Genomic DNA, 12423 nt, shown 5'->3' with positions numbered 1-12423 from the left:
CTTTGATGACTGCGAAGTTGGAAAAAGTTCTGATCGCTAACCGCGGTGAGATCGCCCTGCGGATTCTGCGTGCCTGCAAAGAGATGGGCATCAAGACCGTCGCCGTTTACTCCAAGGCCGACAAAGAACTGATGCACCTGGGCCTGGCGGACGAATCCGTCTGCATCGGTCCGGCGTCGGCTGCGCACTCTTACTTGCATATCCCGGCAATCATCGCCGCCGCCGAAGTGACCGGCGCCACTGCCATTCACCCTGGCTACGGTTTCCTGGCGGAAAACGCCGACTTCGCCGAACAGGTCGAGAACTCCGGTTTTGCCTTCATCGGTCCGAAAGCCGAGACCATCCGCCTGATGGGCGACAAGGTTTCGGCCAAGCACGCCATGATCGCTGCCGGCGTACCAACCGTTCCTGGCTCCGACGGCCCGCTGCCTGAAGACGAAGAAACCGCTTTGCGCATTGGTCGCGAAGTCGGATATCCGGTGATCATCAAGGCCGCCGGCGGCGGCGGTGGTCGCGGCATGCGTGTGGTGCACAAGGAAGAAGACCTGATTTCCTCGGCAAAACTGACCCGCTCCGAAGCAGGCGCGGCGTTCGGCAACCCGATGGTCTACCTGGAAAAATTCCTGACCAACCCGCGTCACGTCGAAGTCCAGGTGTTGTCCGACGGCCAAGGCCAGGCGATTCACTTGGGCGACCGCGATTGCTCGCTGCAGCGTCGCCACCAGAAGGTCCTCGAAGAAGCGCCGGCACCGGGCATCGACGAGCAGGCTCGCCAGGAAGTCCTGGCTCGCTGCGTCAAGGCCTGTATCGACATCGGCTATCGCGGCGCCGGCACCTTCGAGTTCCTCTACGAAAACGGTCGCTTCTACTTCATCGAAATGAACACCCGTGTTCAGGTGGAGCACCCGGTTTCGGAAATGGTCACCGGTATCGACATCGTCAAGGAGATGCTCAGCATCGCCGCCGGCAACAAGCTGTCGTTTACCCAGGATGACGTCGTTATCCGCGGTCACTCGCTGGAGTGCCGGATCAACGCCGAGGATCCGAAGACCTTCATGCCAAGCCCTGGCACGGTCAAGCATTTCCATGCGCCGGGTGGCAATGGCGTTCGCGTCGATTCGCACCTGTACAGCGGTTATGCGGTTCCGCCGAACTACGACTCGTTGATCGGCAAGCTGATCACCTACGGGGCGACCCGTGACGAAGCCATGGCGCGCATGCGCAATGCGCTGGATGAGATCGTCGTAGACGGTATCAAGACCAACATCCCGCTGCACCGCGACCTCGTCCGTGACGAAGGCTTCTGCAAAGGCGGCGTCAACATCCACTACCTGGAGCACAAGCTGGGCAACCAGCACTGATGTTTCAAGTGGAGTAAAAAAAGACCCCGGCCCATTGCCGGGGTCTTTTTTTGCCTCGCAATCAGCTCAGCACAACCATGGAGAACTCGTTCAAGGCAAGCTGCGCCGCCGTCGCCGGCCTGCCTTGAACGGTGCGAACGGCCCCGTTGGCAGTTGCCATCAACGGCTCGCTGCGCACGCGCGTCATGAATCCACGCGCCCGCAGCGATACCGAATCGGTGCCACGCCTGGCCCTTGCCAGCACAGGTATGTAGTAGCGTTCGACCAGATCCTGTGAAGTCTTGAACACGGAAGTGACACCCGTGCGCAAATCGAGTGCAACACCATAGGTGTTGCCGAAGCAGGAAGAGTACGACCAATGATCCCAGGTAGGCTGCAGTCCCTGGCGCCGCATCATTAGCCTGACCGGTTCGCCGATGTCCGTTCCCGTCAACCAGTCGCCCCCCACCAAGGTAGCGCGAATGTTCCTGGCTGGCCCCCCCAGGCGCTGCTTCACCTCGCGAATACTGCGCTCGATCAGCGCGCGGATGTTGTGATCGAAATGAATCACCGCCCCCATCCGAGTGGCCGGGTTGTACAACGAAGCGACCACGCATGTCTGCGCGTTAAGCGAGAACAGATAGTTGTCCGCCGCTGCATCGCTGAACCTTGCCACTACGGCTTCACCCTGGAGCGCTCCCCGTGTCACGTCCGGCGAAACATGCCCTGGGAACGCCTCACGCAAATCCCTCACTCGCCCCAGGTTGCGCACCTCATCGCTCCCCCCTCTCAGGCCAACCGAATTGTGCACCCACTTGCCCTCCGCCACCCGGCGTATGGGGAGCTTGTAAAACGCACCGGGACGGCGAGCGTCCACCAGGCACAAACCGTCGAAATAAGAATCCTTCCTGACCTGGTAATACTTGCCCGTGTTTTTTATGTAGTAGGTGCTTTGCGGTTGCGTGGCACTGGGAGGACTGCGGTAGGTGCCATGGAAAATACTGTCATCGGTCACGAGCTGCAGGTTATCAGGCGTTTTCCTGACTGCCTGTTTTGGCTTGAAACGCAAGCCCCTGACGGCCGGCCCGCTTTCCTTGGCGGCAATCGTGGTCACGTTTCTCAAGCGCTGGGCAGCCAACGACATAGGCCTGACGAGCAGATTCAGCCCCTTGACGGCCCATCCGAGCGACTTGGCGACCATCCATGGCCCCAGCGTGGCGAACAGCGCCCCCCAAGACACGGCCAGCCAGTGGCCGAGTGCTCCCTGCGTATCGCCTTGCCTGTGCGCGTCGATTGCCTGTTTGGAGGTTATGCCGATAAACATGACGTCCAGCAGTAGGGCAAAGGGAGGGTAGACCATGCAAACGGGAGCGGCCGCGAACAGCAGCCCTTTGACGATCTGATGCTTGATCACCTTCGCACGGTTGGTGGTGATGTCTTGCACATCGGTGATCGCACGCTCGATATACCTGTCGAATTGCGCGCTGATATCAACGACCCGGTTCAGCTCGCGCACCCCATCCACACGAATGCTTCCGGCCGCCAGAGCGTTCAGCGATGTGCGCACCGCGTCACGCGCGGTCAGCGCGACTCGCTCCAACACGTAGTCATGCAGCTGCGTCACCACGCTTGCGGTGAACTCAACGTATTGGCGAAAGGCGATACCGTCAGGCGCATCAGGTGTGTACAACCAGTAAGCACTCCTGGAAGCAAAATAGGCGAAAACGTACACCCCCAACACAACATGACCGCCGACAGTGAAATTCATCACGCCTTCGCTCGCCACCAGATTTGTGGAATGCACACGCCTGCGCCCAGGCACCCAGCGGCTCAGCAGGGTGACTTGCCGCGCAAGCCATTGGTACTCGTCGTCGCTCAACACCGACTGCCCATAAACGATTCGCAGGTCACGATCCATCCGTGTCAGCAACATGTAGCGAAAGGCATCGCGGCGCTTGGTGTACTCCGGAGTCCGACTATCCAGGAACTTGCTGCGGATTTCCCTGGCGTACTGGTCACCCAGGTAGGCCTGTCGAATATAACTTCCCAGATCGGCGCTGCGGACCTGCCCCAGATCCTGCCCAATCGAGGAACGCACCCCTTTGGCTGGGTGGTCGATACCTGAATTGTCGTCATACCCGTAGATAGCCAGGTCCAGCAGATTGGCGACCTTCATGTCATTTCCCAACCCGGGGCGGTAATCGATAAGGACCGTTGCAGGATCTACCGGCTCTTCCACGCCCTTGCTACGCATATAAGGTGCAATCGCCTGCGTGACAGTACGCTTGGCAAAGTCCATGAAGACTTCGTAGCCCTCGAGCTGCTCGTCGAAAACCTTCTGATGAACCAGGAACTCCTGGTTCAGGCCGCGGATCATTTGTCGACTGGCAAGCGGCAAAGCGCGATACCAGGCAGGCGAATCACTCAATTCCACCTGCAACAGGTTGTTTGCCAACCCTGCCAGCACGGCGGCCTCGAGACAGTCCCTGAAGCCACGTAATGGCCCCCTGGGATCCCGGCCAAGATCCCAATGAGTCGGCTTGTGCATCACACCGATAAAATATTCCCGCGCCTCCCCACGATCAGCCGGGGAGAGCTGCTGCAACAAGTATTCGCGACCGACTTCACTTTCAATCCAAAGCCCCATTTCGGCGCTCACGGCACGAAGCGAAGGCAACTTGATCCACTCCTGGCCATCCGGTTTGCCGGGGGCATACAGCAGCAAGTCGCTGGCGTCACCCGGTCTATCTTCTCGGTAGAACAGCAAGAGATCAGCACAACGCATCGCATTGGGCAGTACGACATTGCAGACTTGCCGGATGCTGTCGCCTTGCGACGACTTGCGGATCTCCTCATAGTCGGCGTTCGTGATCTGGCCGGCGCAACGCGCAACAAACGCACCGTGTCGCAATCGCGTGCCGAACCAATCGAGCATGGCCATTTTCAAGTCCACGCGATCATATCGACTTGAAAGCGCCGGCCAATATTCGGCAGCAACGTCCAGGTCCGACAGCAATCGTGCGACGAACTCGGGCGCAAGCGGCTGGTTGCGCAACATGCCGCCGTTCTCGACCAGGCGCACCGATATGACGTCCGGCCGGACAGGGCCCGACGCTACCAGCTCGGTCAAGGTGTAGGTTTGCAAAGGGCGACCCACTACGGTTTGCCACTGCAACTGCACCCGAACGCTGTCGGGTTCGACGTCCATGTCCAATTCGTGCCTGATGTAATCCTTGACCGAGTGCCGGGCGAAGTCTTTCAGCGAGCCCAGGCCATCGAGCAGCTCATCAACCCGGGCCTGCGCCTCGGAAGCCAGCTCTTGGAGAGCTTCCAGCCGCTTACGTTCTGCGTCGCCCAGTCCCCGCAGCCAGTCCGGCAACTGCGAGCGCGCCAATGCATCCAGCGTCTGGCGCTCTTGCACAGTAGCCAACTCGGCCAGTTGGCTCATCCGACGCCAGCCATCCTGGAGCGTTTCGATTTCCTCACGTAGCGCCGCGACATCCCGCCCAACCAGTTGCCCGGGCTGCAAAGCGCTTTCGACCGCCGCCAGATGTTCATCCAGTTTCTGCTGGATGAGTGTTTCAAGTGAAGCGTCGAGCCCGACTGCTTCCCAATGTCGTCGCAGATAATCCTGGTAATGCCGAACGAAACTCGAGGCGGTACCTTCAACAACCTGGGCAACGGCATCCCGACGTTCGGCCGAAAAGCCCTGGTCCGCCCCGCCTGGCCAGCGATAAGGCGCATCCTGCTGCTCGTCGTAAGCCACGAGGGCTTGATCTATCGTGCGCTGCAGCACCGCCTCAAGCAGCACGCCGATAAAATATGAATCGACATTGCCCTCGCTATAGTACGTGCGCAACTCGACCAGCAAATACTGCTCCAGTATTTCCAGAAGGGTCATCTGGGTCTGCAGTCGCGAGTCGATTGCGGACTGCCAACGCATCAACCTCTCCAGAACCGCCTGGGGCGAGGACGATGCCGCTGCTTCGCCGTCCTTGTTTCGCTTCGACTCGGTGATGGTGTCCATACACATCTTTCCTTGTGGTGTGGGACCGGCACCTTATCGACGTCGCGACACACCGATGTCATACATATATATATGGAAACACCACAGCCTGACGCTCCAGACTCGCTTATCCACTTTGACAGCGACCTGGCGTACACTGCGCGCCTTTGCAGCCCCACGCTGCTTCCTGTCGATTTTTCAAAGGTGCCCGCCATGCCTTGGCTGCAAGTACGCCTGGCCATCAGCCCGGAACAAGCCGAAACCTACGAAGACGCTTTTCTCGAAGTAGGTGCCGTATCGGTGACTTTCATGGACGCCGAAGACCAGCCGATCTTCGAGCCCGAGCTCAATACCACTCCCCTGTGGTCCCACACCCATTTGCTGGCGCTGTTCGAAGGCGGCACCGAGGCGGCCAGCGTGCTCGCCCATCTGGAGCTGCTGACTGGCAGCCCGTTGCCCGAACATCACAGCGAGGTGATTGAAGATCAGGATTGGGAACGCAGCTGGATGGATAATTTCCAGCCGATGCGTTTCGGCCAGCGCCTGTGGATCGTGCCAAGCTGGCATGCCGCGCCGGAACCGGACGCGGTGAACCTGCTGCTGGACCCGGGTCTGGCCTTCGGCACCGGCACTCACCCCACCACCGCGCTGTGCCTGGAATGGCTGGACGGCCAGGACCTCGAAGACTGCAATGTGCTCGACTTCGGCTGTGGTTCGGGGATCCTGGCCATCGCTGCCCTGCTGCTGGGCGCCAAGGAAGCGGTCGGCACCGACATCGATGTCCAGGCCCTGGAAGCGTCCCGCGACAACGCCGGGCGCAACAACATTGCCGACGAGCTTTTCCCGCTGTACTTGCCCCAGGATCTGCCGAAGGTGCAAGCCGATGTGTTGGTCGCAAACATCCTGGCCGGTCCGCTGGTGTCCTTGGCGCCACAGCTGTCGAGCCTGGTAAAACCGGGCGGACGCCTGGCGTTGTCGGGCATCCTCGCCGAACAGGGCGAAGAAGTCGCTGCCGCTTACTCCGCGGATTTCGACCTGGACCCCATCGCCAATCGCGATGGCTGGGTGCGCATCAGCGGACGTCGGCGCTAGAATGACCGCCTGTATCGACCGGATTGCCGCATGACCGACAGCTTCGTCACCCAGTGCCCGCATTGCCGCACCAGTTTTCGCGTCAGCCATGCTCAATTGAGCGTGGCACGCGGGGTGGTTCGTTGCGGCTCGTGCCTGCAAGTGTTCAATGCCGCGAAGCAATTGCTGGAGCAGCGCACTTCCAAGGACGTCGCGCCTCCCACGACTTCCCCGGTAAAACCGGCGGTCGAAGCACCACGGGCAATCAGCCAGAAACAATGGACCGCCGCCGAGCTGGACCTCGATGACCTGGATAAGGAACTGGCTCGCCTGGAACGGCGCGACAAACGGGCTCCAGACACGTTTGGACGGCGTCGCGAAGACAACCTGAGCGCCCTGCGCGAGCATCCTGCGAGCGAGCAGGAGCCATGGGCCGACAGCCTGTACAGCGAGTCTCCCGCCGAGCGTGCCGAGGCCGCCATCCTATCCCCGCTGGAACCGTTCGAGCCCCACGAACCAGCCCGACCACCGCGGACCGAGCCGTCCTTGTCCCTCGCTCTCGAGCCCCTGGAACCGGAGGATGAGCCCGTCGCCCCGCTGAGCCTCGCGCCGGATGACGAACCCCACGAACACCTTGAGCGCCTGTCCGCCACGGACGACCTGGACGATGAACCGGAGCCGCTGGCGGCGTCGCGCAAGAAACGCGAGCGCCATGAGCCCGGCATACGCGCCGAAGTGCTTCAGGACCTTGACGACGACCCATTGCAACTGGACTGGCGCAAACGCCGTTCGCCCTGGGGGCGTCGCTTGCTCTGGGGCCTGTTGGTATTGCTCGGCGCCGCAGCCCTGGCCGGCCAGTACATCGCCTATCATTTCGAGGAGCTGGCCCGCCAGGACCAGTACCGCCCGTGGTTCCTGCAGATCTGCCCCGTCATTGGCTGCGACGTCCCGTCCAAGGTCGACATTGCCAAGATCAAGAGCAGCAACCTGGTAGTGCGCAGTCATCCGGAATTCAGCGGCGCCCTGGTGGTGGACGCGATCATCTACAACCGTGCGCCCTTCTCCCAGCCTTTTCCGTTGCTGGAGCTGCGCTTTGCCGACCTCAACGGGCACCTGATCGCCAGCCGTCGCTTCAAGCCCGGGGAATACCTGGGCGGCGATCTCGAGGGCCGCGGCGAAATGCCGCCGCAGACACCCATCCATATCGCGCTGGATATCCTGGACCCAGGTTCCAAGGCGGTGAACTACAGCCTGAGCTTTCATTCCCCCGAATGAACCCGGCCAGGGTCGGCCAATTGACGGCAGCTTTCTGACTGCCCCCACCCAGACCAAACCGCTGGCGATAACAAAATAGCTGTTCAGATTTTATCCAATTCGATCTTTATCCAGTCATCGAGAGCGGGTATCATGCCAACCCTTTTTCGAAGTCTCATGATCCGGCCCCACTTCAGGGAAGTCCTATGTCGGCGGTACGCATCGGCCCATATACATTGCAGAACGGCCTGGTTCTCGCCCCTATGGCGGGCGTCACCGACCAGCCCTTTCGTCAGTTGTGCAAACGATTGGGCGCAGGACTGGTGGTGTCGGAAATGGTGACCAGCGACATGAGTTTGTGGAACACCCGCAAATCGCGCCTGCGCATGATCCACGAAGGTGATCCCGAGCCCCGCTCGGTACAGATCGCCGGTGGTGATGCACAGATGCTGGCGGAGGCGGCCCGAGCCAACGTAGAGCTGGGGGCGCAGATCATCGACATCAACATGGGGTGCCCGGCGAAAAAGGTCTGCAACAAGGCCGCGGGCTCGGCACTGTTGAAGGACGAAGCGCTGGTCACCGAGATCCTGCAGGCGGTTGTCGCCGCGGTCGATGTGCCGGTGACCCTGAAGATCCGCACCGGGTGGGACCGGGATAACAAGAACGGCCTGACGGTGGCGAAGATCGCCGAACAGGCAGGCATTACGGCGTTGGCGGTCCATGGCCGCACCCGCGCAGACCTGTACACCGGCGAAGCCGAGTACGACACCATAGCCGCGATCAAGCAGGCGGTGTCCATTCCGGTCTTTGCCAACGGCGATATCGACTCGCCCGAGAAGGCCCGGTACGTGCTGGACGCGACCGGTGCCGATGGCCTGTTGATCGGTCGGGCCGCCCAAGGGCGGCCATGGATTTTTCGTGAAATCGAACACTACCTGCGCACCGGTGAAAAACTCGCTGCGCCGTTGTTGTCCGAGGTGGAACGTATTCTGCTAGAGCATCTGGCCGCGCTGCATGCCTTCTATGGAGAAGTCATGGGCGTACGCATCGCTCGCAAGCATGTGGGCTGGTATCTCGCAACCCTGCCGGGCGCCAGGGAGTTTCGCGCCCGTTTCAATCGTTTGGATGGTACGCAAGCACAATGCGCCGACGTTCAGGCGTTCTTCGCCGAACGTTACAAGAGCCTGACAGGGGACGAAGGGGTGGCCGCATGACGATGATGACCGAGACTTTAGTGAGTGGAACAACACCCGTGAGCGACAACGTGAATTTGAAACAGCACCTCAATACGCCCAGCGAAGAAGGCCAGACCCTTCGCGGGAGCGTCGAGAAGGCGCTGCACAATTATTTCGCCCACCTTGAGGGCGCTGCCGTCACGGATGTGTACAACCTGGTGCTCTCCGAAGTCGAGGCGCCTCTGCTCGAAAGCGTGATGAACTACGTCAAGGGCAACCAGACCAAGGCCAGCGAGCTGCTGGGCCTGAATCGCGGCACCCTGCGCAAGAAACTCAAACAGTACGACTTGCTTTAAGCATTCAATCAAACCAGAAAGGCGCCCGCGTAAAAAACGGTCGCCTTTTTTGCTGACTTCCCTTGCTTTTGATGGAACTTGAAATGACCGACCAGACCACCCGCCTGCCGATCCGCCGCGCCTTGATCAGCGTTTCCGACAAGACCGGGATCCTCGAATTCGCCCGCGAGCTGCAACAGCTGGGCGTCGAGATTCTCTCCACCGGTGGGACCTTCAAGCTGCTGCAGGACAACGGTATCGCCGCAGTGGAAGTCGCGGACTACACCGGTTTTGCGGAAATGATGGACGGTCGCGTCAAGACCCTGCACCCAAAGATCCATGGCGGGATCCTGGGTCGTCGCGGCATCGACGACGCCATCATGAATGAGCACGGCATCAAGCCGATCGACCTGGTGGCGGTCAACCTCTACCCGTTCGAAGCTACCATCAACAAGCCTGGCTGCGACCTGCCAACCGCCATCGAGAACATCGATATCGGCGGTCCGACCATGGTCCGCTCGGCGGCCAAGAACCATAAGGACGTGGCGATCGTGGTCAACGCCAGCGATTACGCCAGCGTGCTGGACAGCCTCAAGGCCGGAGGCCTGACCTACGCCCAGCGTTTCGACCTGATGCTCAAGGCCTTCGAACACACCGCTGCCTACGACGGCATGATCGCCAACTACATGGGCACCGTGAACCAGGCCGCCGAAACCTTGAGTACGGAAGGCCGCAGCGAATTCCCGCGCACCTTCAATACCCAATTCATCAAGGCCCAGGAAATGCGCTACGGCGAGAACCCGCACCAGAGCGCGGCGTTCTACGTGGAAGCCAAGCCTGCCGAAGTCGGCATCGCCACCGCCACCCAGTTGCAAGGCAAGGAACTGTCGTTCAACAACGTGGCCGACACTGACGCCGCGCTGGAGTGCGTGAAGAGCTTCGTCAAGCCTGCCTGCGTGATCGTCAAGCACGCCAACCCGTGCGGCGTGGCCGTGAGCCCGGACGCCGAGGGCGGCATCCGCCAGGCCTACGAACTGGCCTACGCCACCGACACCGAGTCGGCGTTCGGCGGCATCATCGCCTTCAACCGTGAACTGGACGCGGAGACCGCCAAGGCGATCGTCGAGCGCCAGTTCGTCGAAGTGATCATCGCCCCTTCGGTCAGCGAAGAAGCCCGTGCCATCGTCGCCGCCAAGGCCAACGTGCGCCTGCTGGCCTGCGGCCAATGGTCGGCCGACCGTGCGTCGGCCTGGGACTACAAGCGCGTCAATGGCGGCCTGTTGGTCCAGAGCCGGGACATCGGCATGATTGGCAGCGAAGACCTGAAAGTGGTGACCCAGCGCGCCCCGAGCGAGCAGGAAATCAACGACCTGATCTTCGCCTGGAAAGTCGCCAAGTACGTCAAGTCCAACGCCATCGTCTATGCCAAGAACCGCCAGACCATCGGTGTCGGCGCCGGCCAGATGAGCCGCGTAAACTCGGCCCGCATCGCCGCCATCAAGGCTGAACACGCCGGCTTGCAGGTACAGGGCGCCGTGATGGCGTCCGACGCGTTCTTCCCGTTCCGCGACGGTATCGACAATGCTGCGAAGGTTGGCATCACTGCGGTGATCCAGCCGGGTGGTTCGATGCGTGACAGTGAAGTGATTGCTGCCGCCGACGAAGCCGGCATCGCGATGGTGTTCACCGGCATGCGCCACTTCCGTCACTAACAAGACAACGGCCGCACTGAAGCCGGCATCTGCTGCGTTGGAGCCGACCTCGATGATGCTCATTGCCAAAAGGCAACTCCGCTCACCGAGGTCCACTCTGCCTTGCATCTACCGGCTTCATTGCGACCTCCTACGGCGCATGACGCCCTAGGCTCCAAACAGAATCAGCGTCATCCGAGGTTTTTGAAATGAATGTTTTGATCATTGGCAGCGGTGGCCGTGAACACGCCCTGGCCTGGAAAGTAGCTCAGGATCCGCGCGTGCAGAAAGTGTTTGTCGCACCGGGCAATGCTGGTACCGCCATCGAAGCCAAATGCGAGAACGTCGCGATCGACGTGCTGGCCTTGGAACAACTGGCCGATTTCGCCGAGAAAAACGTCTCGCTGACCATCGTTGGTCCGGAAGTACCGCTGGTCGCCGGCGTGGTCGATCTGTTCCGGACCCGCGGCTTGGATTGCTTCGGCCCGACTGCCGGTGCTGCACAGCTGGAAGGTTCGAAAGCGTTCACCAAGGATTTCCTGGCGCGTCACAAGATCCCGACCGCCGACTACCAGAACTTCACCGAAATCGAACCGGCCCTGGCGTACCTGCGCGAAAAAGGCGCACCGATCGTGATCAAGGCGGACGGCCTGGCCGCCGGCAAAGGCGTGATCGTTGCCATGACCCTGGCCGAGGCAGAAGAGGCCGTGCGCGACATGCTCGCCGGCAATGCCTTCGGTGATGCCGGGTCGCGGGTTGTGATCGAAGAATTCCTCGACGGCGAGGAAGCCAGCTTCATCGTCATGGTCGATGGCAAGAACGTCCTGCCGATGGCAACCAGCCAAGACCACAAGCGTGTCGGCGATGGCGACAGCGGCCCGAACACCGGCGGCATGGGGGCTTACTCCCCGGCGCCAGTGGTCACGGCCGAAGTACACCAGCGTGTAATGGACCAAGTCATCTGGCCAACCGTGCGTGGCATGGCCGAGGAAGGCAACGTCTACACCGGTTTCCTCTATGCTGGCTTGATGATTGACAAGGCTGGTAACCCAAAAGTCATCGAATTCAACTGCCGTTTCGGCGATCCTGAGACCCAGCCGGTAATGCTGCGCCTGCAATCGAGCCTGGTGCTGCTGGTCGAAGCCGCCCTGGCGCAGGCGCTGGATAAGGTTGAAGCTCAATGGGATCCGCGTCCGAGCGTCGGCGTCGTGCTGGCCGCTGGTGGTTATCCGGGCGACTACGCCAAAGGCCGCGCAATCAAAGGCCTGGAAGCCGCCGCCCAATTGGAAGGCAAGGTTTTCCACGCCGGTACGGCACTGAAGGACGGTCAGGTCGTGACTGCCGGTGGTCGGGTGCTGTGCGCCACGGCCATGGGCATCAGCGTCGATGCCGCTCAGCAGCAGGCCTACAAGCTTGCCGCGCAGATTGATTGGGAAGGCTGTTTCTACCGCAAGGACATTGGCTACCGTGCCATTGCCCGCGAGCGTGGCGAAAACCTGGAATAACCCGGCCATTCAGACAGGCAGGGGCCCAGGGCTCTTGCCTGTCTGC

At 61.0% G+C, this 12423-nt stretch carries 8 protein-coding genes; 7 read left to right on the top strand and 1 reads right to left on the bottom strand.

What is annotated here, in order from left to right; genetic code table 11:
- The first annotated feature begins 5 nt into the window (after nucleotides 1–5).
- On the top strand, nucleotides 6–1361 hold the full coding sequence (gene accC, locus J3P79_RS03395; RefSeq protein ID WP_039593524.1) for an acetyl-CoA carboxylase biotin carboxylase subunit: 1356 nt from the start codon (nucleotides 6–8) through the stop codon (nucleotides 1359–1361).
- A gap of 61 nt (nucleotides 1362–1422) precedes the next feature.
- Here the strand turns inward: accC and J3P79_RS03390 are convergent, their stop codons facing one another.
- Nucleotides 1423–5367 carry a type III effector 1 gene (locus tag J3P79_RS03390; protein ID WP_434608170.1) on the bottom strand — a complete coding sequence of 1315 codons (3945 nt, stop codon included), beginning with the start codon at nucleotides 5365–5367 and terminating at the stop codon, nucleotides 1423–1425.
- A 192-nt stretch (nucleotides 5368–5559) separates the two neighbouring features.
- Between J3P79_RS03390 and prmA the strand changes: the two genes are divergently transcribed.
- From prmA to purD, 6 genes are all read left to right on the top strand, one after another.
- Nucleotides 5560–6438, top strand: a complete 879-nt coding sequence (gene prmA, locus J3P79_RS03385) for a 50S ribosomal protein L11 methyltransferase (RefSeq protein WP_434608169.1) — start codon at nucleotides 5560–5562, stop codon at nucleotides 6436–6438.
- A gap of 30 nt (nucleotides 6439–6468) precedes the next feature.
- Nucleotides 6469–7692, top strand: a complete 1224-nt coding sequence (locus J3P79_RS03380) for a DUF3426 domain-containing protein (RefSeq protein WP_434608167.1) — start codon at nucleotides 6469–6471, stop codon at nucleotides 7690–7692.
- A 185-nt stretch (nucleotides 7693–7877) separates the two neighbouring features.
- The gene (gene dusB / locus J3P79_RS03375; protein WP_039593520.1) at nucleotides 7878–8885 is read left to right on the top strand and encodes a tRNA dihydrouridine synthase DusB; all 1008 of its coding nucleotides are present in this window, start codon (nucleotides 7878–7880) and stop codon (nucleotides 8883–8885) included.
- Nucleotides 8882–9202: a DNA-binding transcriptional regulator Fis gene (gene fis / locus J3P79_RS03370; protein WP_003186237.1), complete on the top strand. Its 321-nt coding sequence runs from the start codon at nucleotides 8882–8884 to the stop codon at nucleotides 9200–9202. The genes dusB and fis overlap by 4 nt, the downstream gene beginning before the upstream one ends.
- 83 nt (nucleotides 9203–9285) lie before the next feature.
- Nucleotides 9286–10893, top strand: coding sequence for a bifunctional phosphoribosylaminoimidazolecarboxamide formyltransferase/IMP cyclohydrolase (gene purH, locus J3P79_RS03365; protein WP_434608166.1), 1608 nt, complete (start codon nucleotides 9286–9288; stop codon nucleotides 10891–10893).
- A gap of 188 nt (nucleotides 10894–11081) precedes the next feature.
- Entirely contained in the window at nucleotides 11082–12377 is a 1296-nt protein-coding gene (purD, locus tag J3P79_RS03360; protein WP_434608164.1) for a phosphoribosylamine--glycine ligase, read from the top strand.
- Nucleotides 12378–12423 lie beyond the last annotated feature (46 nt).

The organism is Pseudomonas sp. R1-7 (genome assembly GCF_051132105.1).
Lineage (GTDB): Bacteria > Pseudomonadota > Gammaproteobacteria > Pseudomonadales > Pseudomonadaceae > Aquipseudomonas.
The sequence above is the reverse complement of the archived record's forward strand: the minus strand, read 5'-3'. Positions and strand labels throughout refer to the sequence as shown.

Excerpts from the sequence above, each read along its gene's own strand:
- accC (WP_039593524.1), top strand. The coding sequence starts at position 6 with ATGACTGCGAAGTTGGAAAAAGTTCTGATCGCTAACCGCGGTGAGATC.
- J3P79_RS03390 (WP_434608170.1), bottom strand. The coding sequence starts at position 5,367 with ATGGACACCATCACCGAGTCGAAGCGAAACAAGGACGGCGAAGCAGCG.
- prmA (WP_434608169.1), top strand. The coding sequence starts at position 5,560 with ATGCCTTGGCTGCAAGTACGCCTGGCCATCAGCCCGGAACAAGCCGAA.
- J3P79_RS03380 (WP_434608167.1), top strand. The coding sequence starts at position 6,469 with ATGACCGACAGCTTCGTCACCCAGTGCCCGCATTGCCGCACCAGTTTT.
- dusB (WP_039593520.1), top strand. The coding sequence starts at position 7,878 with ATGTCGGCGGTACGCATCGGCCCATATACATTGCAGAACGGCCTGGTT.
- fis (WP_003186237.1), top strand. The coding sequence starts at position 8,882 with ATGACGATGATGACCGAGACTTTAGTGAGTGGAACAACACCCGTGAGC.
- purH (WP_434608166.1), top strand. The coding sequence starts at position 9,286 with ATGACCGACCAGACCACCCGCCTGCCGATCCGCCGCGCCTTGATCAGC.
- purD (WP_434608164.1), top strand. The coding sequence starts at position 11,082 with ATGAATGTTTTGATCATTGGCAGCGGTGGCCGTGAACACGCCCTGGCC.